Genomic DNA, 23,079 nt, shown 5'->3' with positions numbered 1-23,079 from the left:
ACCACGAGTGCGGTCCGTCAACCCTCAGGACAGAACCTGGCTGACCACGGCGAATCGCCGCAGCGAGCGCCGGTCGCGAGCGCTGACCTCGACCCCCGTCAACTCGGCAGCCCGCGGATGCTGCATGGCCCGGATCGCCCGCCGCGGCACGGCCCGCGGCCACCAGTCCGTCGGCGCGAACATCTGCCGGCGGAACGGCTCGAAGTGCTCACCCGCGGACAACCGGGTACGGCACTCATGCTGGAAGTACTCGCAAAACTCGGGCCAGCTCGCCGGCATCGGTCGCGTGGAGATGCCGTAGCGGCGGTACCACGAGCAGCACTCCTGGTAGAGCTGCTCGTGCTCACGCTCATCCAGCTTCCGGATGAAGGTATTGACCATCATCACAAGGCTTTCCACGTAGGTGGCGTGCTGGAAGTGGAAGACCTCGGGGTTGAGCGCGTGGTACTTCTGCCCGGCCGGGTCGCGGCCCTTGACCTCTTCGTGTGCGAACCGGATGTAGGGCCGCATGTCGACGTCGGCGAAGGCGATCCTGATCGCCTGGGTCACCGTGCGTTTGTGGTGCAACCAGACTCGCCGGTGCAGCAGTGCGTGCTGCGAGATCCCGGTGGCGATCGTCGGATGCAGGGACTGCAGGCAGACCGCCCTCGGTAGGACGAACAGGAACCGCCGGTCCCGGAGATACTGCGACAGCGGCGTGCCCGGGACCGGTTGGGTGGCCGCCTTGCTCAGATCAGGGCCTTCTTGCGACGGATCCGGCGGCGCAGATCCTTCAACAGCACCGCATAGTTGCCCGTGCGCAGGGCCTTCGGCAGGAACCGGTTGACGAACGCCACGAACAGAAAGAGATGCTCGAAGCGGCGCCGGTCGGTCTCGGTCCACTCCAGTTCCATGGCGTCGCGGAACACCGGCGCCAGGAAGCCGATGGTCAAGAACCGCAACAGCGGTGCCAGCATCATCCGCATCGGCCAGTTGATCATCCGCAGCTCCACCAGAACCATGAGGTAATCCCGCACGAACGGGGTCATCTCGACGCGTTCGCACGCGGTGTTCCAGTAGGCGTCGAAGTCGGCCCTGGTGGCAGGCCACATCTCCTCGAGCACCTGCAGAGTGGTGCCGATCGTCATGGCGCTCTGGTAGAAGCCTTCGGCCTGCTCCTCGGTCATCTTGCCGTAGAGCAGCTGATGGGTGTCCTCGTAGAAGATGAAAAGGCATGCCGCCACCCACAACTGCAGTTCGCGGTTGAACGCGTTGTACTTGACCGGACTGTCCTCGGTGGAGCGGACCTGCCGGTGCGCGACGTTGACTGCCTCGCGATAGGCGTTCTTCTCCTCGTCGGTGCCGAGGATCGCGACGGTCAGGTACTGCGCGGTGGTGCGCAGCCGCTTCCACGGGTGATGCACCAAACTGCCTGATTCCACCCGGCTTTCGGAGACGCCGTAGCCGACCTCCGGCCAGCTCATCTGCATGATGACGTTGGCCGCCGCCCCGGCCGCGGACCAGAAGTCGAGCGCGTCGGACAGGTCGACGTCCTTCTTCCTGATCCACCGCGGCACCCGCTGAGTGACGGTGATGCGGGTCTCGGCAGTGGTCAACCGCGGCTCGGCGGCCAGATCCACGTATGTCGCTGGCATGGGGCTCCTCTCGGGGGGTGAAACGGCGGGGTTACACGGTCTGCACGTCGTCGACGATCCAGCGGTCGCCGCTGCGCACGAGCTTGACCACCATCCGGTACTTCTGATTACTGCCCTGTGGTGCAGTCACATTGGTGACGTGTTGGTCGACGAACGCGACGACCGTCGCGGTGTCGCCGTCGAGCGAGTCGACGACGACGTGATCGGCCGTGGCGGTCGCGACGCCCTTGCTGGTCACCACGATGTCGCGAAGCGCCTTGACCATCTCGTCGTACTTGGCCGCGAACCCAGGCGTGGAGTTGGCGACGATGTGCTCGCGGTTGGCGTCCATCTTCTGGTAGTCGAACGCGGCCATGGCCACCAGATAGTCGCGCGACGTCTGCACGGCCCCGGCGCGCAGCGATTCGTCCTGGCGGTGGTGGTACTCACTGATCGACAAGACCACCAACGCGGCCGTGGCGGCGACGGCCCCCAGTGCGAGAAGTCCCGCCACGAGGCGGCGCCTGAGCCGGCCGGCCGTGACGGTTTCGTCAGGCTCGGGCTCGACGTCGTTTGCTGTGTCTTCTGCGGGATCCTCCAACGTCAGCACCGATTCACCGTGGTCGTCGACGGAGTCATCGTCGGAATTGCTCACTGCGGGCCACCTTTCAGGATGCTGCGCCATTTGTAGGCCAGCTGGGCCAGGGTCGGGATCTTGACCGGGTCGTTGACCACCTCGGGCCCGATCGGATACCCAGGGGTCTGGGAGTTCTGCAGGCCGAGATCGTTGGGTCGGGGTGCGTTGACCGCGCCCCGCATCAGCATGTCGGGTGCGGGCGGGCAATACATGACCAGGTTGGGTTCTTTCGCGCTGACATCGCCGATGGCCCGGCGGTCGACGTCGTAGTTGCACACCGGCCCCTGGGTGGCGATCAACGAGAAGTCGGCGCGGGTCTGGCCGGTGGCGTCCAACTTCACGATGGAGGTCAGATCCTGCAGGCCCTTGGGGATCGTCGCGAGCCCCGTCTGCAGTGAGTCGGTGCGGTCCCCGATGATCGGGGTGACGGTGGCCAGGTTGGCCAGGGTGGCGCCGAACGTGCCCTGATAGGTGTCCAGAACCCGCTGAAGGGAACTCAGCGCAGCCGGCGAGCGGTCGGTCATGTACAGGAACGCCGGGCCGCTGCCGTCCAGCTGATTGGCCAGCTGTGCGCTGGCGCCCATGCCGCGCACGAAGGGATCGCCCTGGCCGGCCATGGTGGTGACCAGTTCCGCTGTGCCGTCGATGAGAGGCTGCAGCTGACCGGTCTGGTTGTGGATGCGGGTGGACATGTCCGACGCGTTGTCGATCAGCATGGCGAGATCGGGGCCCAGCCCGTCGAACGCGTTCGACAGTTCCGTTCCGACCGACTGAACCGCCCGGGTGTCAATGCCTTTCACCAGTTGCGCGGTGTCGCCCATGATGCGGTCCATCTGGATCGGTTGCCGGTCGGCCGGTGCGGCGATGGTGTCCCCGGAGGCCAGGTACGGCCCGGCGTCGGATTGCGGCATGATGTCGACGCTCTGAATGCCCGCCGCTGTGCCCATCCCGACGGTCAGGATCGCGTCGCGCGGGATCCGGGTGTCCGGGTCGATCGCGAGCCGCACCATCGCGGTCCCGTCGGGGGTCAGCCACACGTCGTCGACCGTGCCGACCTGCACGCCGCGCACGGTGACACTGGTCCCCGCGGTCAGGCCGAACGCGTCGGTCATCGTCGCGGTCAGGGTCATCGGAGTCCGGAAGCCTTGCGGCCCCGCCACATAGCGGATTCCGAATGGGATGACGATCGTGGCGATCGCCGCGAAGATCGCCAGCTGAACCACTACCAGGCGTCTCAATTCAGACCTCCCGACAAGAACCCCTCCAGGGCCACGTCCCCGGTGATCGGGGTGCCGTTGACGATCAACCCTCCGGTCAGCAGTTTGTCGATGGTGCCCGGAATGTCCAGGGCGCCATCGAACATCAGGTAGTCGCCGTGGACCGAGTCACCGAACTTCTCCAGGAAGGTGTTCATCGCGGTGAGCATCCCGCCGAGCCGGTCGTTGAAGGTGCCCATCATGCCGACGACGGTGCCCGCGTCGGTCACCATGGCGTTCAGGTCGGTCGACGACAGCACGTTGTTGGCCGTGGCGGCCAGTGCGGTGGTCGAGGAGAACAGCGTCTGCAGCTTGGCTCGCTGCACATCGAGCATCGCCACCACCTTGGGCACCGCGTCCAGGTAGCCGGTCACGGTCTTCTGCTCGTGGTCGAACTGGCCGGTGATGTTGGCGGCCAGGCTCATCGCCTGATCGAACTCGCCCTGGTGCTCGGAGGCCTTGGCCGCCAGCAGCGACATCGAGTCGATCAGCCCGCGTACCTTGTCGGCCCGGCCCCCGAACGCCTTGTCCAATTCGGTGACGATGGTGGCGAGCTGGTCGACACCGCTGCGGGACAACAGCGCCCCGAAGGTGGCCAGCGCACTTTCGATCTGCGGTCCGAGCTCGGTGTGGCTGGGCGGGATCACGTCGCCGTCGCGCAGCGCACGCTGGGGTGCCAGCTGTGCGCTGCTGAGCCGGACGAACGGATTGCCAAGGGCCGAGGGGAGTTCCACGCTGGCGACGGTCCCGGAGTCGAGGCCGTCTGCGTCGGCCAGGCTCAGCTGCACCGAGGCTCCCGAGGCGGCCAGGTTCATCCCGCTGACCCGGCCCACCACCTTCTGCCCGTTGCGGACGTCGGCGCCGATGGTGATGCCGTCGGCGGTCGGCAGCACCACCGTGACGGCCATGGTGTCGGTGGGGGAGGTGCGGCCCAGGGGAAGATCCTGAATTCCGACATCGCTCAATGCCCATACGCCTGCGGCGGCCACGATCACCGCACAGCCGGTCGAGAGGCGAGCCAGGGATCTAGACATGACCGTTCACCTCGGGTACTTCGGGTTCGGCGGCGGGGTGTTGCCGGTGACCGCGGTGACGATGCCCAGCGGGTCCGACCGGCTGATCGGGTAGGAGATCGGGTTGGTGATCCCGGCGCCCACGCACATCGGCAGCATGTTGCGGTCGCAGAAGTTCTGGGCCGCGGCGAACTGGGTGAGCACCGTGGACACGTTCAGCCGGATCCGGCCGCGCCGGTCCTGGCCGACGGTGTTGGACAGGTTCTGCATCATCAGCGGTACCAGGTCCATGAATTCGGCCAGCTGCGGCTGCTTGGCGGTCAGCACGTCGCCGACGGCGTTCAGGTTGGCCGCGATGGTGCCCAGCTCGTCACCGTGCTGGGCGACAAAGGTGTCGACCTGATCGAGTACGACCTTGAGATCGGCCATGGGCTGGGCGATGTCGACATTGGCGTCGGCCCAGCTGCCGCCGACCTGACCGAGTTCGTCGACCATCTGGTTCAGCGAGACCTGGCGCTGGTTGAACGCGGCCATCAGCGTGCTGAGGTTGTCCACCACCGCTCCGATGTCCTCGGCCCGCGCCCCGAGCACGCCGCTGGCGGCACTGAGGTTGCGCATCGCGGAGTTGAACAGCTTGCCCTGGTCGTGCCACTGCTCGGCGCCGCGGGTCAGCACGGCACCGATGTCGCCCTGTTGCGGGCCGATGGCCGAGGTGAGCGTGCTCAGGCTGCCGAGCATGCTGTCGAAGGTGATCGGGGAATGGCTGTGGTCGGCTCCGATCACATGCCCGTCGGTCAGGGTGGGCCCGGTTCCGCTGTAGGCCGGGCCGAGTTCGACGCTGCGGTCGCTGATCAGTGCGGGGCTCACCACGTAGGCGTCCGGTTCGGCGGGCAGCACGACGTCGTCGGGCAGTGTCATGGTGACCCGCACCGTGGTGCCCTGCGGCGTCACCGCGGTGACGCGTCCCACCGGTACCCCGAGCACGGTGACCTTGCTGCCCGGGTAGATGCCGTTGATGTAGCCGAAGTCGGCGTGCACGGTCCGGGCCCGGTCGGTGCGGCCGAACACGTACCAGCCACCGGCGCCCACGACGAGGGTGATGATGAGCGCGAAGGCGACCCGTCTAGTCATCGGCACTCCCGCTGAACGTTGAGAAAGCACAACAGGTTGTCGGGCATCACCACGGACGGTGAGTTGACGTCGGCCCAGTTGCCGTTGCCGGTGGCGTTGGTGACCGCGCGGATCGCCGGGGGCATCTTCTGCAGGGTCTGGTCGATCTTGTCCACGTTGGCTTTCAAGGTTCCGGTGACCACGGTGAGGCCGGCGATCAAACTGCCGAAATCTGCCTGCTTCTCGGTGTAGATCGCGGCCAGGTGCCGCATGATCGCGGTCAGATTGTGAACGATGTCCGTCAGTGCCTGACGGCGCGCCGCCAGTGAAGAAACGATGTACTGCGCGTTGGCCGCGGTGTCGGCCAGTGAATCCGTCTGGTGGGACAGCATTTCGGTCATGGACCGGCTGATCCGCAGGATCTCGTCGATCTTGTCGCCGTTGTCGGCGAACGCCGAACTGGCCGCGCTGATCCCGGCCAGTGCCTGGCCGAGCTCGGTGCTGTTGCCCGGCATCGTCTCGGCCAGGGTGTTCATCATCGCCGTCAACGGCTGCTGGTCGACGTGCTCGGCGGTGTCGGCGGCCTTACGCCCCACCTCGTCGAGGCTGTAGGGAACCGTGGTGCGCGACAACGGAATCACGTTGGAGTCCAGTCCGTTGACGGTTCCCGCCGGCATCACGTCGAGGAACCGCTTGCCCAGCACGGTCCGCAGCCGCACGGTGACCGTGGTGCGGTTCCCGAGCGCCTGGGCCTTGTCCAGCCGGAAGCCGATGCGAACTCGGTCGCCGGCCAGCGCGACGTCCTCCACCCGCCCGGCGGGCACCCCGGCGATATACACCGGGTCGCCGCCGGACAGTCCGCTGGCATTGGCCAGCTCGGCGATATAGGCGTTGGTCCGCACGTGGTAGACCGTGCGGGGAATCCCGATCGACACGACCATGATGGCGACCAGGGTGATGGTGCCGATCATGCCCAGTGCCAAGGGGATTGACGGGTTGTGCTTGCGCTGATCCTTCACGAAGAGGAAGATCACCGCGCCGACGAAGAGGTCGATCAGTTTGACGAGAAACATCTACAAACACACCTCGGAATGTCTGCTGCCGAAGATGTTGGCTTCGTGGCTGCGAATCTTGAGGGTGAAGTTGCACAGGTAAAGGCTGACGAACCCGCCGTAGCTGGAGGTCCGGTTGATCGCGTCGCCGAACTCCGGCAGCCGGGCCAACAGAGTGGTGAACTGCTCGGTGTTGGGCTGCCAGGTCTGCAGCATGGAGTTGAGATTGGTGATGGTGTCTCCGTAGGCGGCGCTGGAGTTGTTGACCGTGTTGGCCAGAGTGGCCAGCACGGCGTTGCCCTGGTCGATGAGCGTCTCGAACTGCCGGTCACCGGAGGTCACCGCGGCGCTGAGCCGGTTGAGCCCGTGCAGCATCTGCTCCAGTTGCGGCTGACGGGTGTTCATGGTGCGCATGAGTGCCGACATGTTGTCGATCAGCTGGGTGAAGATGTCCGCGTTGTTGGTCAAACTCGATGTCATGGCGGCGATCTGGGTGAGCAGCGTCGTCAGGGTCTGCGCCTGGCCGCTGAAGGTCTCGACGAATCCCCGCGTGAGGGTGTTGACCTGCTCGGGGGCCAGCGCGTCGAAAAGCGGCTTGAACCCGTTGAGCAATGCGGTCAGATCCACCGCCGGCGAGGTCTGGGCCAGGGGGATGACGCCGCCGGCAGCCAGCCTGGCCGGTGGTTCGTCGGTGGAGACGTCCATGATGGCGCCGCCCGGGTCGGACAGGGCGACATAGCGGGCGCCGAGCATGTCGCCGTAGCGCACTGCCGCGGTGACGTTGCCCGTCAGGGTGAAGTCGGAGTTGACCTCGATGTCGACGTCGGCCCGGCTGGTGCCGTCGGCGTTGGGGGCGAACCGGATCGAATCCACCCGGCCGATCCGAATACCGTTCATGGTCACCGGGTTTCCGACGTTGAGACCCTCGACGCTGGTGAACTGCGCCTGGTAGGTGACGGTGCTACCGCGCACCGGCACCGACAGGGTGTTGATCACCAGCACCGCGCTGAGCATCCCGGCCGTGCCGAAGGCACCCAGCTTGGCCCACGACTGCCACCGACCGTTGCGGTTCATGAGACCTGCACCTCCGTGCCGCGCACGAGCGGGCCCAGCATGAGCACCGTGGCGATGTTCGGTTGGGTCGAGGGGGCGCCGGCCGGGGGAACCAGTTCGTCCTGCAGGACCGCCAGGGCATGGGCCTGGCGGTCGGCGTCGACGACGGCGGAGGCCGGGGCGGCTGAGGATGGGACCGCCTCGGCCGGAAGCGGTTCCGTGGGGATCGGCGCCGACTGTGGCAGCCCGGGCCCGGGCGGCAGGAACGAATTCGTGGGCAGGTGCGGGGCCGGGGCGGTGAACGGCGTGACGGGCAGGTCGGCGGCCGGGCGGGCCAGCACGTCCCCGGCCTGATCCGGCACCTCACCCGACGGTGCGGATTCGGCGCAGCGGGCGCCCTGGGTGTTCCCGTAGACCGGACAGTCCTGAAGCGAGTACGGCATCGGCCCGGCGAAGGTCGCCACGGCGGTGATGTTGAACTTGCCCGTCGCGAACACCTTGGCGCCGGCCTCACCGAACGACTGTGCGCCGGCCAGGGTGTCGACCAGCCCCAGGGGCTGGGCGGCCGTGGTCGCCATGATCTTCCCGGCCGAGTCGACCACGGTGATCAGCTGCTCGCGGTGATCGGACATGAACGAGGTGAGCACCGAGGAGAACCGGGCGAAACCGTCGATGGCCGAGGCGAACTTCTTCTGGTCGTCGACCATCCGGTTGGACACCGAGGTCGCCGCCGACAGCGTCGAGATGATGTCGGGGGTCGCGGTGTTCAGCGAGGCCATCACATCCCGGAACTGAGGTGTGGTGTCGAGGAATCGCACCAGCGACGGCGTGAGCACCTGTGCGCTGGCGCTCAGGTTGTCGATCGTGGTGCCCAGCTCGGTGCCGCGGTTGCGCAGGGACTGGCTGATCGCGGTGAGGGCGGTCTGCATGCGTTCGGGTTTGATCTGCGAGAACAGTTCGACGATCTTGGTGAACACGTCGTAGAGCGCCATCGCGTCGGGGCTGTCATCGATGGCCACGGTGTCTCCCGGCTTCAGCCCTGTGGCCGACCGGTTGCCTTGCGGGTCGACGAGTTGCAGATAGATGTCGCCGAAGAAGGTGCGGGGCACGATCCGCGCGACCGCCGAGGACGGGATGATGCCCAGGCTGTCGGGTTCGATCGCCAGCCGGACCCGGGACGTGCGGGTGCCCGACTCGATGTCGGCGATGCGCCCGACATTGACACCGTGGTAGCGGACCGGGGATCCGCCGGTGATCAGCCCGGCCGACACCGGCACCCCCACGAAGACGTCGGCGCTGCGTTCGAGATGTCCCGAGGCCCGGGCCACCAGCACGGATGCCACGGCCATCGCCACGGCGGCCGCGGCCAGGCCGCGCAGGGCCAGTTTCGCCCGGCTGGGTTCCGAAGACCTGCGGCGTCTGCCGAATCGTCTGAGGCGCTTCACATTCCCATCCCGGGGATCTCGGGGACCAGGCCCCACAGCGCGAAGGTCAGCAGCACGTCGAGGATGCCGACCGCGAGGATCGCGGTGCGCAGCGCGCGGCCCGCGGCCTGCCCCACCCCGGCGGGACCGCCCGAGGCGAAGTAGCCGTAGGTGCAGTGCACCAGCGCGACCACGATCGCGAAGACGATGGCCTTGATCCCGGAGTAGAGCAGGTCTCTCGGGCCGAGGGCCAGGTGGAAGAAGTAGTCGTAGGTGCCGGGGGAGGCGCCGTTGAAGATCACCACCACGGTGCGGGTGGACAGGTAGCTGGCCAGCAGTCCGATCATGTAGATCGGGATGACGCAGACCACCGAGGCCAGCACGCGGGTGCCGACCAGATAGGGGATCGAGCGCAGCGCCATGGCGTCGAGTGCGTCGATCTCGTCGGAGATCCGCATGGCCCCGATCTGGGCGGTGAATCCCGTTCCGACCTTGGCGGCCAACGCGATTGCGACCACCACGGGCGCCAGTTCGCGGGTGTTGGCGATCGCGGCGAGCATGCCCGAGAGCGTGTTCATCCCGACCAGGTCCAGGCCGCGCTGGGTCTCGACGCCCAGCATCATGGCCGCGGCCAGCGACATGGCGAACACGATGCCGATGGTTCCGCCGCCGGACAGCAGCGAGCTGGTGCCGAAGGTGACCTCGCCGATCTGCCCCAGGGTGTGTTTGCGGTAGCGCACCAGGGCGTAGGGCAGGGACCCCAGGACCTTGGCGTAGAACGTCACGTGCTGGCCGGCGACGGCGAGTGCGTCGTACCCGGCGACGGCGGGCCGCGAAATCCGGTGCAGGGCAGCGCTGCTGGTGATAGCGGTCACCGGTAACTGCCCACGGCCGGAACCACCACGGTATACAGCGCCGACATTGTGGTGTTGAGGATGAAGACGAGGGCGAAGGCCAGCACCACGGCCTCGTTCACCGCGTTGGCCACACCGCCGGCCCCGCCCTTGGTGTGCAGGCCCTTGAAGGTGGCGACCAGGGTCGCTGTCAGCCCGAACACTGCCGACTTGATCAGTGCCATAACGAAATCCGACACCTGTCCGTACTGACTGAAGGTAGCCAGGAACGTTCCGGCGGGCAGGTGCTGCACGCTGATGTGGTAGAGGTAGCAGGCCACCACGCCGCCGAAGGTGACGATCGAGCACAGGGCCAGTGCCACGATGACGGCGGCGACCAGGCGGGGTGCAACGAGACGCTCGATCACGTCCAGGCCCATGACCTCCATCGCATCGATCTCCTCGCGGATGGTGCGTGATCCCAGGTCGGTGCAGATCGCCGAACCGGCCACGCCGGCCATCATCAACGCGCACACCAGGGCCGCGGCCTGGCCGACGATGATGAAGGCCACCACTGCTCCCGAGTAGCCCCCGGCCCCGATGCGTCCGGCCAGCTCACCGACCGACACCGCGATGAACACGCCGATGGGCATCATCAGCAGCAGGGCCGGTCCGGTGCACACCCGGCCGATGAACAGGGTCTGGTTGACGACCTCGTCGAGCACCAGGCGCCGGCTGACCACCGCGGTGACGACGCTGACGAGCGCCTGCACCGAGAAGCCGAGCACGTAACCGCCCTGGACCAGGACATCCCGTACAGGGCCCTTGGACGCCGGTAGCTCGTAGGTCATCGAGTTCCTTCCGCGCTGTGTCGTTGCATGCGCGGGGCCGGCCGGTGGCGCCGGCTGTGCTGAGCACTGTTTCGACCCCCCGGTCGCCTGTGGAGCATGTCACATTTCATGACGTCACCGCAACAATTAAGTGAATGACTATTCTCGAGTTGCCGTACCGGTCTTGCGCGGTCTGTAGTGGTTCAATACCTATCGATGTGATCAATCGATAGGTTCACGATTGGCTGGATTCAGGTCGGCGTGTCGGGCCTGCCCGTTGGAGAATCGCCATTAACTTAACGCCCACAGGGGTTGCCGAACTGAGGTGGTGTCGGTATGTCGGGTGGGGTTGGGGAGCGTCATATTTCACGGCGGTCGTTTCTGGCCGGCACTGCCACGGCAGGGGTGGCCGCGGCCGCGCTGAGCGGGCCGGGAACCGCGCGCGGCGCCGGGATCGACGGTGGCGATATTCGGAGCCGGGGTGGCCGGCCTGACCGCCGCGCACGAACTGGCCGAGCGCGGGTACCGCGTCACGGTGTTCGAACGGAAAGCGCTGGGCGGCAAGGCGCGGTCCATTCCGGCGCCGAGCGCGACGGGCAGCCCGCTACCGGCCGAACACGGATTCCGGTTCTTCCCGGGCTTCTATCGCAACGTCACCGACACCATGCGACGCATCCCGTACGCCGGCAACACCTTCGGGGTCTGGCAGAACCTGACCCGGGCCACGTCCTATCTGCACTCGGGGCTCGGGCGGGCGGATCTGACCATCCCGCTGCCGTTTCCGATCCCGACGCTGCCCAACCCCATCACCCCGAAGGCCTTCATCGAGTCGGTGGCCGCGGTGTTCCAGACGTTGTTCCGGTTGCCGCCCCTGGAAGCGGTGTACGCCGCACAGAAACTCGCGGTCTACGTCACCAGTTGCGACGAGCGCAAGCTCGGCCAGTGGGACAACATGACGTGGGAGAGATACATCGGGGCGGACAAGAAGTCGGCCGAGTACAACCGGTATCTGGCCGACGGCATCATCCGGAATCTCGCTGCCTCCAAATCCAAAGATGCCAGCGCCCATTCGATCGGGCTGGTCGGTGAGGCCTCGGTGTGGTCGATCCTGCTGTTGGGCAACGACATCGACAACAAGGGATTCGACAGGGTGCTCAACGGGCCCACCAGCCTGCAATGGATCGACCCCTGGGTGGCGCACCTGCAGTCACTGGGCGTGACCTTTCGGCTCGGGCAGGCGCTGGCCCGGCTGACTCCCAACGGCCGCCACATCGCTTCGGCGACGGTGGTCGACGGCAACGGGGTGGCTCAACCGGTGGTGGCCGACTGGTACATCTCCGCGGTGCCCTGCGAGAAGCTGGCAGCGGTGTTGACACCCGACGTGATCGCTGCCGATCCCAAGCTGGCCTCGGTGGCCGCGCTGCGCACCGAGTGGATGAACGGCCTGATGTTCTTCCTGCGGGAACGCGTCGACGTCACCAAGGGGCACGTCAACTACGTCGACTCCGGGTGGGGGCTCACCTCGATCAGCGAGGCGCAGTTCTGGAAGCGGCCGCTGACGTCGTACGGCGACGGAACTGTCAGGGACTGCCTGTCGGCGATCATCTCGGACTGGAGCACCCCGGGGAACTTCAACCGGCTCAGTGCCCGGCAGTGCACGCCACCGCAGATCGCGGCCGAGGCCTGGGCGCAGATCAAAGCCCATCTCAACGACACCAGCATCGTGGTCACGGACCAGATGGTGCATTCGTGGTTCCTTGATCCGTCGATCATCGACTCGGGCACCCCCGATGTGCGCAACGACGAGCCGCTGTTCATCCAGGATCCGGGGTCGTGGGCGCGCCGGCCCGAAGCGACGACCGGGATCGACAATCTCTTCCTGGCCGGCGAGTGGATCAAGACCGACCAGAACGTCACGACGATGGAGGGCGCGAACGAGGGCGGCCGCTACGCCGCCAACGGGGTTCTGATGGCGTCGGGCTACCAGGGGCCGAAGGTCAAGATCGTCGAGCTGTTCCAGGCGCCGTGGTGGGGTCCGTTCAAGGCTGCCGACAAGGCGCGGTACCGGGCCAAGCTGCCCAATGCGCTGGACATCGTCGACACCCGCTGGCCAACCTGACCCGCTTAGTGAAAACAATTCCCAATAACCCTACGATGGCCCGGTGGTGTCCACCGGATCAGTACCCGTGCTCGCGGTCGCCGGGCACCTGGGCGCAGGCAAGACCACACTGCTGAACCACCTGCTGCGCAACAGCCGTGGGGTCCGCATCGGTGCGCTGGTCAACGACTTCGGCGCGGTCAACATCGACGCGATGCTCGTCGCGGGTCAGGTCGACGCGATGGCGTCGCTGTCGAACGGGTGCATCTGCTGTGCGGTCGACGGCGAGGAAGTGGGCGAGATGCTCGGCAAGCTCGCGGCCGTCAAACCCCGGCTGGATCTGATCGTGGTGGAGGCCAGCGGTGTGGCCGAACCGGCCTCCCTGGCCCGCACCGTCATCACCCTCGACGATCCCCGCTTCCACTACGCCGGCCTGGCCCTGGTCGTCGACGGCCTGCAACCGGACCTGAGTCACGGGCTGCCGGTCGCCGATCTGGTGGTGCTCAACAAGGCCTCCGCGTGCAGCGACGTCGACGGACTGCTCGCCCGGATCCGCGAGCTCAGTCCTCGGGTTCCGGTGCTGCCCACCGACTTTGCCCGCATCGACCCCGAGATGCTGATCGACCCGCCGCAGCGGACGCCGCAGGCCCAGATGTCCTTCGACGAGCTGCTGCACGACGAGCATGATCATGCCCATCCCGAGTATCAGAGCATCGAGTTCCGCACCGACGCCGCGGTGAACCCGCGCTTGTTCATGGAGTTTCTGCGGGATCGCCCCGCTGGGCTCTACCGCGCCAAGGGTTTCGTCGACTTCGGCGCTCAGCGCTTCCTGCTGCAGCTGGTCGGCAGCTCGCTGCGCTTCGAGAAGCGGCGTTCGGGGACCACCGAATTGGTCCTGATCGGCACCGGGATGGACACCTCGGCGGTGCGGGCCGAGCTGGAGCGGTGCGCCGGTGAGCCGACCGACGAGAACGCGATGCTCGGGGTGCTCAAGTACGTGGTGTAGCTGGTCGCGGCTGTATTTCGCCCGGGTATCCTGACCGCTCACCCGACTTCAAGGAGCCGCATTGTTCAAGGTCAACGAGTACTTCGGTGGCGACGTCGCATCGATCGGCTTCACGACGCCGGAGGGACCTGCGACCGTGGGCGTCATGGCCGTCGGCGAGTACGAGTTCGGCACCACCCAGCTCGAGATCATGCGGGTGGTTTCCGGAGCGCTCACCGTCAAGCTGCCCGGCAGCCAGGAGTGGGAGACCTTCGCGGCCGGCACACAATTCACCGTGCCCGCCGACAGCAAGTTCCAGCTGCGCGTCGAGACCGAGACCGCCTACCTGTGCGAGTACCGCTGACCTGAGTATTGTCGGCGCGTGCGCTCTGCGGGTGCGCGCCACCTGAGTGCCTAGTTTTGAGCGGCGCCGCGGGCTTCGCCGGGTAATCGTAGGCGTGGAATCGTCGGTACAGCAGTTGCTTTGGAGGTGGGCAGCGCTGTTCCCGGCGTCTACCGCGGCCGGTTCCCAAGGTGCTCGAGCAGGCGTTGCTCGGCGTTCGCCAAGTGCTGGTCTCCCAGCTGTAGGGCAAGGTCGTGGTCGCCCTCGGCGATCGCGGTCAAGATGCCGCTGTGCTCCTCGTGGATCACCGCCGGATCGAGCAGGTGATGACTCTGGACCTGGGCCAAGCACAGGCGCATCTCGTTGACGACCAACCGATGTGCCCGGTCCAGGTGGGGGCTACCCAAGCTGTGCACCAACTCGGTGTGTAGGCGGATGTCTGCCTCGACCACCGTGACCAAGTCTTCGCCGACAACGGCTGATCGAAACGCCTCGTGCGCCTGGCGTGCGGCGTCCGAGTAGGTGCGCTGACGTGCCAACAGGCCGTATGCCTGGCTCTCGATGAATCGGCGGGCGAAGTACAGATCCTGTACCTCCGCGATGTCGAGAATCGGCACGCGCGCACTGCGGTGAGCGGTGCGTTTGAGCAGCCCCTCGGCGACCAAGTGCTCGATCGCCGCTTTCGCCGTCTGGCGTGCGACGCCGTAATCACTGGCTACCAGTGCTTCCGTGACCGGACGTCCGGCGGGAATGTCTTCGGTGAGGATCCGTTCGCGAAGCGATACCACCAACGCTTCTCCCACGGACCGCGTACTGAGCTCGAACGGCATACCGGCAGACCCTCCACTGTGAGGACCTCAGTGTATCCGTCTCCTGTCCACTAGCCAGACAACCAAACTGCTCGTTGTGCTAACTTGACGAACAATATTTGAGTGACGGAGGACACGTTGAAGCCCGAATCGCGGATTGTGCTCGCGCCCGACAAGTTCAAGGGCAGTCTGAGCGCCGCCGACGTGGTGGAGTCGATGGCTCTCGGGTGCGCCGATCTCGGGCTGCAGGATCGTTATGTGCCGCTTGCGATCGCCGACGGTGGTGATGGGAGCGTGGATGCCGCACTACGGTCGGGCTGGTCTGCGCGCCGGGTGGCGACCGCCGACGCTTGGGGCCGGGTGGCCGCCACGACGGTCGCAGTCGAGGGAAGGCGGGCCATCATCGAGGTTGCCTCGATCTGCGGCATGGGGGGATTGCGTCTCACTCCGCAGCACGCCCTGACGGCGTCCAGTTTCGGTGTCGGCCTCGTCATCGCGGCACTGCTCGATGACGGATTCGATGACATCACAGTCGGTCTCGGCGGCTCGGCGACCACAGACGGCGGCGCGGGGATGCTCGGGGCGCTCGGTGTGCAGCTCCGGGATGCCGCCGGTGCATCAATCGAGCCGACCGGAATCAGGTTGCTATCCCTGGCCGACGTCGATATCGCCGGCCTGCATCCCCGGCTCGCCTCGGCGCGCCTGACGATCGCCTGCGACGTGGACAACCCGATGATCGGAATCGACGGCTCGGCTGAGGTCTTCGCCCGGCAGAAGGGGGCTGACGACGAAGCCATCGGCATGCTGTCGGCCGCACTCTCACACCTGGCGGCCTTGGTCGAACCAGTCGTGGGTCGGGTCGGGCTTCATTGCTCACCGGGTTCGGGTGCGGCCGGCGGCCTTGCGTGGGCCCTACTGCTGCTCGGCGCCGAATTATGTTCCGGTGCAGAGCTGTTCCTGGCGATGCTCGGGGCCCGCGAACGCATCACCGGCGCTGGCCTTGTCATCACCGGCGAGGGCAGCCTCGACGGGCAAAGCCTGCGCGGCAAAGCCCCAGTCGGGGTGGCCGCGCTGGCTGCGGAGTTGGGGGTGCCCAGTGTCGCGGTGGTGGGGTCCAACCGGCTGGCCTCCGGTAGGAGGGGCTTCCCGTTCGCTGAGGTGGTCGCCCTCGATCGGATTAACCCACGGTGTGTCGACGACCCAGCTCTCACCGGGTCACTGTTGCGTCAAGTCACCGCCGATCTCGTGACAAGACATCTCACGTCGTCCGGCGTCGAATTTGAAGGAGTCACCCGATGATCCAGCGGCCGTGGAGCTGTGACACGTTCGTCGCGTCGGCTGATGCGACCCGTAGCGGAGCGACCATCTTCGGCAAGAACAGCGACCGGCCGGCCGGCGAAGCACAACCGTTGCGGCACAGTCCGGCCCGCGTGGCGGGAGCTCCGTTACAGCTCGCGTACGTCACGATCGCCGACGCGGACGCCTATGCGCATGTCGGTTCCGCGCCGTTCTGGTGCTGGGGCTACGAGATTGGAGTCAATGAGCATCGAGTGGCCATTGGCAACGAAGCCGTCTTCACCCGCACGTGGGCGACGGCAGTCGCCGCCGAGGGCGCTGGGCATGGGCCACAACCCGGCCTGTTGGGCATGGAACTCGTGCGCCTCGGCCTCGAGCGCGGCGCGACCGCGCAGCAAGCGCTGACGGTGATGACCCGGCTGCTCGAACGGTACGGGCAATGGGGTTCGGCGATCGTGGGGAAGGATCACGGACCGGGCGCCTACGACAACGCATATCTGATCGCGGACCCGACCGAGGCCTGGATCCTGGAGACGGCAGGGTCGGACTGGGCGGCCCGGCGCGTACGCGGTGGTTCATACGCGATCAGCAACGAGCTCTCGATCCGCACCGACTCTGATCTGATGAGCGACGGCCTTCGACGAAGGGCACTCGATGCCGGTTGGTACCCCGCCGAACGAACCTTCGACGTGGCCGACGCTTACACCGACCCGGGCACCCCACTGCAGGTGTCCCACATTCGGCGGCGGCGGGCTGACGAGCTCCTCCAGATTGCCGCAGCCAATGGCGGCCTCGATGTGCCCCAGGCATTCGGCATCCTGCGGGATCACCTGGAAGGCACATTCCTCGGCGGCCCGACATTCGATGCATCCCGTCCGGACTTCCTCACCCTGTGCATGCACGAGCACCCTTCGGGGTTCACCTGGGGCAATACCGCGGCCTCGCTCGTCGTCGAACTGCACGCCGACCCGGATCGCCCGGTGGCGCTGTGGTGGTGCCCGGCCACCCCGTGTACCGGCATCTACGTCCCGTATTTCGTCGAATCGGGCCGACTGCCCGACAACGTGCAACGGCCGGCGCCCACCGCGGCGTCTTGGGATCCGCGTAACCACCATGCGGCTGCCTACGATCCCGTGTCTTCGTGGTGGCGGTGGCAGCAGTTGCTCGACGTGGCGAAGGACCCGACAGCCCGTGACTTCGCCGGCCGTGCCGCTGCCATCCGCAGGGAATTCGATGTGCTGGAACGTCAATGGCTATCGGCCGTCGCCGATCTGACCGTCGACCCTGATCGTCTCACCGCGTTCACCGACGACTGCCTTGGACTGGCGACCCGCACCGCTACGGAGTTGATAGAACGCTTCGGTGCCGATGCCCACCGGGCGGTTGACCACAGGTGGGCGAAACCGGTCACCGTCTAGCCGGCTATCCAGTCGACTGCACCACGGCGCTCACGGCGCCTTGAAAACAAGGAGTGTGATGTCCCTACGCAGCGCGTTCCGCGGCCCAGAGGCCTCGATCGACGATCAGATCGAGAGCTACGCCATCGACCGCGTGCCCGACAACAAGCGATGGCCGATCCCGGCGATCAGCCTCGTCCTGTTGGGTAACGCCACGGCGATGTTCTTCTTCTCGTTCGGCGCGCAGCAGACCTTCCTGGTCGGATGGCCGATGATGTTGATTCCGATCGGCTACTTCTTCTTCGGAGCGATCCTCATCGGTGCGCTGACCATGCGCATGGCGAGCCGAGAAGGACTGTCGCAGAGCCTGATTTCCCGTGGACTCGGATTCGGCAGCCGCGGTGCGGCAGTCACCTCGTTCATCTATGCGATCAACTTCGTGTACTACTTCCTGTTCGAGGGCACCATCGTGTCCCACGCGCTGGCGTTCTACTTCGACATCCCGATCGGCTCACTGGCAGGCGTGGCGATATTCGCGCTGATCGGCTTGGTCACAATCGGTTTCGTGTGGCGGGGCATGTATGCGATGTCAGCCCTGCAAACCTGGGGTTTCCCGATTTTCGTGGGTCTGTTGGTGTGGGCGCTGATCTCGTTGGGTTCCAAACACACTGTGGTGGGCCCCAGTGGCTGGGAGGCCACCGGGATGTCCGGTGGCGCGGCCTTGTGGACCGCGATGAGTTTTGCCAACGGGCAGATGATCTTCCAGGGCTTGATGGCAACCGATTACGGGCGGTTCGCCAAGCGCACGATCCGCTACCGCGGCACCGCGTCGATCATGCTGCTCGAACTCGTCCCGATGTTCGCCGTCATTTTCCTGGGTGCCATGTTGGGTGCATCGCTGGTCGGTGAGTTCGGTACGGAAAAGGCACAGGATCCCGGCTTCGTGTTCGTGCACCTCATGGGTCTGGCGGGTGTTGTCTTCGTGCTGGTCACCCAGATCCGGATCAACGTGATGAACCTGTACGGCGGTTCGATCACGCTGTCGAGCGGTTTCGATGTCGTCGCGCACTTCAGGCCCGGGCGCCCGTGGTGGATGTTCGCGGTGTGGTTGTTCGGCGTGGTGTTCTATGCCACCAATGTGATCAATCACTTGGGGACATTCCTCGCGATCACCGGTGTACTCACCAATACCTGGGTGCTGATTATCCTGTCCGACTATTTCATCTGCCGCCGGTGGCTCAAGCTGGGCCGCACCGACAATATCGAGTACCGCGAAGGCGAAGTCCGCGAATGGAATCCGTGTGGTCTGACCTCGTTGGCCGTCGCGGTGTTCGTCGGAGCGCTCGGCATCCTCGAGGTCTATCCGGTGGCCTACGCATCATTCCTGGCGATGGTTGTCGGACCGATCATCCACGTTGCTATGACCTTGGCGACCAAGGGCCGGTTCTATACCCCGGTACCGAGGGATGCCGGCACCCGGGACGAAAGTCAGACGGCATCCCGAGATCGCTGATCTGCAAGGCCGGTGCGTCCCCGGAGGTATCGGGGACACGCCGCGGCCGAGGTGTCGAAGGTCAAGAGTCGGGGTATGTAACCCGGCATGCGACCGATCACCCTGGCCAAGACGGCCACCGCGGCACTGACCACTGCGCTCGTCGGCGGGCTGGCCAGCAGGCCCGCGCAGTCGAGCTGGTACGAGTCCTTGCGCAAGCCGTCGTTTCAGCCTCCGCGACAAGCCTTTCCGATCGTCTGGCCGATCCTGTACGCCGGCATCGCGGTGGTGTCGGCCCGCACGATCGACCGGCTGCATGCCGACGGTCGCCAGGACCAGGCCCGCGCCTACACAGTGGCGCTGGCCGGCAACCTCGCCGTCAACGCCGCATGGTCGTGGGTGTTCTTCTCCCGCCGCCAACTCGGGGCCGCCGCCGTCACCGCCGCCGTGCTGACCGGCAGCAGCGCCGATCTGACGCGTCGGGCGGTGCAGGCGCAGGGCGCCCCCGGCGCGGCACTGGCGCCCTATCCGCTGTGGTGTGCCTTCGCGACGGCGCTGTCCACCCGGATCTGGATGCTCAACCGCCGTTGACCGCGATCAGCTGAAGGGCTTGCGCTGATCCAGCCGGCGCGAGGCCAGCCCGGCCGTGCGCCACACCCGCGCGACCCAGTCGTCGTCCTCGTCGGTGACCAGGTTGCCCATCACCCGCACGGCGATGTTCATCAGGAACGACGAGCGGACCGCGAGCGGGCCGGAGGCCGGCAGGAACCGGGGCAGCGTGAGTAGCAGGGCCAGCCTTCGGGCGATCGAGAATCCCTGGGCGTAGTGGTCCTGCAGCAGGGCGGGCCAGGCGTGTGAATAGTCGCCGGAACCCAGCAGTTCGGCCGCCAACCGGCCGGTTTCCAGCCCGTAGTCGATGCCTTCGCCGTTGAGCGGGTTGATGCACGCCGCCGCGTCGCCGACCAGCATCCAGTTGGGCCCGGCCACGCCGGACACCGCGCCGCCCATCGGCAACAGCGCTGACAGTGCGGCCCGTGGCTCCCCGGAGAATCCCCATTCCTCGCGGCGCAGCTGGGTGTAGTACGAGAGCAGCGGCCGCAGGGCGGCGTTGGCGGGGCGCTTGGCCGTCGCCAGGGCGCCCACACCGATGTTCACCTCACCGTTGCCCAGCGGGAAGATCCAGCCGTAGCCCGGCAGCACCTGGCCTTCGGGGGAGCGCAGCTCCAGATGCGAGGTGATCCACGGCTCGTTGGCGCGCGGTGTCGCGATGTAGCCGCGGATGGCGGTGCCGTAGACGGTGTCCTTGTGCCACGTGCGGCCCAGCACGCGGCCCAGAGTGGAACGGGCTCCGTCGGCCACGATCAGGTGGTTGCAGCCGATGGTTGCGCCGTCGTCGAGCTGGACGGATTCGACCCGCCCACGGGAGTCGTATTCGACCCCAACGACTTTGGCGCCCAAGCGCATCTTGGCGCCGTCGTCGGCGGCGACCGAGCGGATCCGGTCGTCGAGTTCGGTGCGCGGGACCGCACTTCCGGTGGACGGGAACGACGGACCGGGCCAGCGCACCTCGACGTCGGCGCCGAATCCCGACATCCGCAGGCCGTGGTGCCGGATCCGGGTGTCGAGCCACGGGCCCATGCCGAGCCGTTCCAGCTCGGCAACCGCGCGCGGCGTCAGTCCGTCGCCGCAGGACTTGTCCCGCGGGAACTGCGCCGCGTCGACCACCTGCACGTCACGACCGGCTCGAGCCGCCCATGCGGCAGCCGCCGACCCGGCCGGTCCCGCGCCGACGACGACCACGTCTGCCTGTGTATATCCCCGGGTCGCTGCGCTCCTGCCCGCCGGTGCATCCATGTCCCCCAGTATGTTGGACGAATGAGGACACCAGCGACTGTGGTGGCAGGCGTTGATTTCGGGGACGCGGCGTTCGCCGCCGACGTCCGGGACAGCGTCGCCAGGATCGAACAACTGATGTCTGATGAGCTGGGCAAAGCCGACGAGCTCATGGCCGAGGCGGTCCAGCACCTGTTTCAGGCCGGCGGGAAACGGTTCCGCCCGCTGTTCACCGTGCTCTCGGCGTCCCTGGGCCCCCGGCCCGACGATCCTGAGGTCGCGATCGCCGGTGCGGTGATCGAGCTGGTGCACCTGGCCACGCTGTATCACGACGACGTGATGGACGAGGCCCAGATGCGGCGCGGGGCGCCGAGCGCCAACGCCCGGTGGGGCAACAACATCGCCATCCTGGCCGGCGACTACCTGTTCGCCACGGCCTCGCGGCTGGTTTCGCTGCTCGGACCCGACGCGGTCCGTGTGATTGCAGACACATTCGCCCAGCTGGTTACCGGCCAGATGCGCGAGACCCGCGGTGCGGCCGAGCATGTCGACTCCGTCGACCATTACCTCAAGGTGGTCTACGAGAAGACCGCATGCCTGATCGCCGCCTCGGGCCGGTTCGGTGCCACGTTCTCGGGCGCCGACGCCGACCAGATCGACCGGCTGCACCGGCTGGGCGGCATCGTGGGCACCGCCTTCCAGATCTCCGACGACATCATCGACATCGACAGCGATCCCGACGAATCGGGCAAGGTCCCGGGCACTGACCTGCGCGAGGGCGTGCACACCCTGCCGGTCCTCTACGCGTTGCGCGAGTCAGGCCCGGATTCCGAGCGGTTGCGCGAGTTGCTGGCGGGCCCGGTCGAGCGCGACGAGGACGTCGCCGAGGCGCTGACGCTGCTGCGGCGATCGGCGGGTATGGCACGTGCCAAGGAGATGGTGGCCGAGTATGCGGCGCAGGCGCGCGAGGAGTTGGCAGGCCTTCCGGCCGGGCCGGGGCGTGACGCGCTGGCCACTCTCGTGGACTACACGGTCAATCGCCACGGCTGATTCCGGAACCACGGACGGTAACTGAGCGTTTAATCAGCGATGGTTGCCGAGTAGTTGCCTAGGAGGAAACTGCGATGACGTGGAACCCGCACGCGAACCGGATCAAGACATTCTTCCTGCTGGTCGGAATGTCGGCGTTCATCGTGTTCGTCGGTTCGTTGTTCGGCCGCAACGTGATGTACCTGGCCGTGCTGTTCGCCGTCGGCATGAACGCCTACGTGTACTTCAACAGCGACAAGATGGCGCTGCGCGCGATGCACGCTCAGCCGATCACCGAGGTGCAGGCGCCCGAGATCTACCGGATTGTGCGGGAGTTGGCCACCACGGCGCATCAGCCGATGCCACGCCTGTACATCTCCGATACCGCCAACCCGAATGCGTTCGCCACCGGTCGGAATCCGCGCAATGCCGCGGTGTGCTGTACCACCGGCATCCTGCAGCTCCTCAATGAGCGTGAACTGAGAGCGGTTCTCGGCCATGAGCTCTCACACGTCTACAACCGCGACATCCTGATCTCGTGTGTGGCAGGCGCGATGGCGTCGGTGATCACCGCCCTGGCCAACATGGCCATGTTCGCGGGAATGTTCGGCGGCAACCGTGAGGGCAGCAATCCGCTTGCCATGCTGCTGGTTTCGCTGCTGGGTCCCATCGCGGCCACCGTGGTGCGGCTGGCGGTGTCGCGCTCGCGGGAATACCAGGCCGATCAGTCCGGTGCCGAATTGACCGGTGACCCACTGGCATTGGCCTCGGCCCTGCGCAAGATCTCCGGTGGGGTCGAGGCGGCGCCGCTGCCCCCGCAGCCCCAGTTGGCCGATCAGGCGCACCTGATGATCGCCAGCCCGTTCCGGGCCGGCGAGCGCATCGGCAAGCTGTTCTCGACGCACCCGCCGATCGACGACCGGATCCGCCGCCTGGAGGACATGGCCGGCCGCGGTCCCGGCCACTACTGATCCGA

22 protein-coding genes and 1 pseudogene are annotated in these 23,079 nt (G+C 66.6%); 10 read left to right on the top strand and 13 right to left on the bottom strand.

Annotation, left to right across the window (positions count from 1 at the left end):
- Positions 1-24: 24 nt before the first annotated feature.
- The 11 genes from EH231_RS25660 to EH231_RS25610 form a co-directional block, all read right to left on the bottom strand.
- Positions 25-627, bottom strand: coding sequence for an oxygenase MpaB family protein (locus EH231_RS25660; RefSeq protein ID WP_241178197.1), 603 nt, complete (start codon positions 625-627; stop codon positions 25-27).
- A 101-nt stretch (positions 628-728) separates the two neighbouring features.
- Complete coding sequence (locus EH231_RS25655; protein WP_124713564.1) at positions 729-1,634, bottom strand: oxygenase MpaB family protein; 906 nt, start codon at positions 1,632-1,634, stop codon at positions 729-731.
- 31 nt (positions 1,635-1,665) lie between these two features.
- Positions 1,666-2,268: an Rv1363c family protein gene (locus EH231_RS25650; protein WP_124713563.1), complete on the bottom strand. Its 603-nt coding sequence runs from the start codon at positions 2,266-2,268 to the stop codon at positions 1,666-1,668.
- A complete protein-coding gene (locus EH231_RS25645) occupies positions 2,265-3,488 on the bottom strand; it encodes an MlaD family protein (RefSeq protein WP_124713562.1) in 1,224 nt (407 codons plus the stop codon). The genes EH231_RS25650 and EH231_RS25645 overlap by 4 nt, the downstream gene beginning before the upstream one ends.
- Complete coding sequence (locus tag EH231_RS25640) at positions 3,485-4,540, bottom strand: MlaD family protein (RefSeq protein ID WP_124713561.1); 1,056 nt, start codon at positions 4,538-4,540, stop codon at positions 3,485-3,487. The genes EH231_RS25645 and EH231_RS25640 overlap by 4 nt, the downstream gene beginning before the upstream one ends.
- 6 nt (positions 4,541-4,546) lie before the next feature.
- Positions 4,547-5,650, bottom strand: a complete 1,104-nt coding sequence (locus EH231_RS25635; protein ID WP_124713560.1) for an MCE family protein — start codon at positions 5,648-5,650, stop codon at positions 4,547-4,549.
- Positions 5,647-6,702: an MCE family protein gene (locus EH231_RS25630; RefSeq protein WP_124713559.1), complete on the bottom strand. Its 1,056-nt coding sequence runs from the start codon at positions 6,700-6,702 to the stop codon at positions 5,647-5,649. Before EH231_RS25630 ends, EH231_RS25635 begins: the two co-directional genes overlap by 4 nt.
- Positions 6,703-7,755 (bottom strand): MCE family protein, encoded by a 1,053-nt coding sequence (locus tag EH231_RS25625; RefSeq protein ID WP_124713558.1) that lies wholly within the window; start codon positions 7,753-7,755, stop codon positions 6,703-6,705. It abuts the gene before it with no gap.
- Positions 7,752-9,179, bottom strand: coding sequence for an MCE family protein (locus tag EH231_RS25620; RefSeq protein WP_124713557.1), 1,428 nt, complete (start codon positions 9,177-9,179; stop codon positions 7,752-7,754). The genes EH231_RS25625 and EH231_RS25620 overlap by 4 nt, the downstream gene beginning before the upstream one ends.
- The gene (locus tag EH231_RS25615; RefSeq protein ID WP_044519180.1) at positions 9,176-10,006 is read right to left on the bottom strand and encodes an MlaE family ABC transporter permease; all 831 of its coding nucleotides are present in this window, start codon (positions 10,004-10,006) and stop codon (positions 9,176-9,178) included. Before EH231_RS25615 ends, EH231_RS25620 begins: the two co-directional genes overlap by 4 nt.
- 23 nt (positions 10,007-10,029) lie before the next feature.
- Positions 10,030-10,842: an MlaE family ABC transporter permease gene (locus EH231_RS25610; protein WP_124713556.1), complete on the bottom strand. Its 813-nt coding sequence runs from the start codon at positions 10,840-10,842 to the stop codon at positions 10,030-10,032.
- Between the two features lie 315 nt (positions 10,843-11,157).
- Between EH231_RS25610 and EH231_RS34430 the strand changes: the two are divergent.
- From EH231_RS34430 to ppnP, 4 genes and pseudogenes are all read left to right on the top strand, one after another.
- Positions 11,158-11,226, top strand: a pseudogene (locus EH231_RS34430) (twin-arginine translocation signal domain-containing protein); the annotation flags it as partial.
- Positions 11,227-11,281: 55 nt separating this feature from the next.
- Positions 11,282-12,940 (top strand): hydroxysqualene dehydroxylase, encoded by a 1,659-nt coding sequence (locus EH231_RS25605; protein WP_241177807.1) that lies wholly within the window; start codon positions 11,282-11,284, stop codon positions 12,938-12,940.
- Positions 12,941-12,986: 46 nt separating this feature from the next.
- Positions 12,987-13,925: a CobW family GTP-binding protein gene (locus tag EH231_RS25600; protein WP_420891976.1), complete on the top strand. Its 939-nt coding sequence runs from the start codon at positions 12,987-12,989 to the stop codon at positions 13,923-13,925.
- A gap of 61 nt (positions 13,926-13,986) precedes the next feature.
- On the top strand, positions 13,987-14,268 hold the full coding sequence (ppnP, locus tag EH231_RS25595) for a pyrimidine/purine nucleoside phosphorylase (RefSeq protein ID WP_044515825.1): 282 nt from the start codon (positions 13,987-13,989) through the stop codon (positions 14,266-14,268).
- Positions 14,269-14,417: 149 nt separating this feature from the next.
- Here ppnP and EH231_RS25590 read toward each other — a convergent pair whose 3' ends face one another.
- Complete coding sequence (locus EH231_RS25590) at positions 14,418-15,077, bottom strand: GntR family transcriptional regulator (RefSeq protein ID WP_090424429.1); 660 nt, start codon at positions 15,075-15,077, stop codon at positions 14,418-14,420.
- A 102-nt stretch (positions 15,078-15,179) separates the two neighbouring features.
- On the opposite strand from EH231_RS25590, the gene EH231_RS25585 reads away from it, so the two are divergent.
- The 4 genes from EH231_RS25585 to EH231_RS25570 all read left to right on the top strand — a co-directional run bounded on the left by EH231_RS25585 (position 15,180) and on the right by EH231_RS25570 (position 19,832).
- Positions 15,180-16,355, top strand: a complete 1,176-nt coding sequence (locus tag EH231_RS25585) for a glycerate kinase (protein ID WP_090424430.1) — start codon at positions 15,180-15,182, stop codon at positions 16,353-16,355.
- A complete protein-coding gene (locus EH231_RS25580; protein ID WP_090424431.1) occupies positions 16,352-17,770 on the top strand; it encodes a C69 family dipeptidase in 1,419 nt (472 codons plus the stop codon). Before EH231_RS25585 ends, EH231_RS25580 begins: the two co-directional genes overlap by 4 nt.
- Before the next feature lie 58 nt (positions 17,771-17,828).
- Positions 17,829-19,262, top strand: a complete 1,434-nt coding sequence (locus EH231_RS25575) for a purine-cytosine permease family protein (RefSeq protein WP_124713555.1) — start codon at positions 17,829-17,831, stop codon at positions 19,260-19,262.
- Between the two features lie 87 nt (positions 19,263-19,349).
- Positions 19,350-19,832, top strand: a complete 483-nt coding sequence (locus EH231_RS25570; protein WP_090424433.1) for a TspO/MBR family protein — start codon at positions 19,350-19,352, stop codon at positions 19,830-19,832.
- A gap of 6 nt (positions 19,833-19,838) precedes the next feature.
- Here the strand turns inward: EH231_RS25570 and menJ are convergent, their stop codons facing one another.
- Positions 19,839-21,095, bottom strand: a complete 1,257-nt coding sequence (menJ, locus tag EH231_RS25565) for a menaquinone reductase MenJ (RefSeq protein WP_090424434.1) — start codon at positions 21,093-21,095, stop codon at positions 19,839-19,841.
- 21 nt (positions 21,096-21,116) lie between these two features.
- Here menJ and grcC1 point away from each other — a divergent pair, with 21 nt between their 5' ends.
- Positions 21,117-22,124, top strand: coding sequence for a nonaprenyl/(2E,6E)-farnesyl/geranylgeranyl diphosphat synthase (gene grcC1, locus EH231_RS25560; RefSeq protein WP_164481012.1), 1,008 nt, complete (start codon positions 21,117-21,119; stop codon positions 22,122-22,124).
- Between the two features lie 74 nt (positions 22,125-22,198).
- Complete coding sequence (htpX, locus tag EH231_RS25555) at positions 22,199-23,074, top strand: zinc metalloprotease HtpX (RefSeq protein ID WP_090424436.1); 876 nt, start codon at positions 22,199-22,201, stop codon at positions 23,072-23,074.
- Positions 23,075-23,079: the final 5 nt, after the last annotated feature.

Origin of the sequence: Mycolicibacterium nivoides, from assembly GCF_003855255.1 — a bacterium.
Taxonomy (GTDB): domain Bacteria; phylum Actinomycetota; class Actinomycetes; order Mycobacteriales; family Mycobacteriaceae; genus Mycobacterium; species Mycobacterium nivoides.
This window is presented reverse-complemented; position numbering and strand designations above follow the sequence as displayed.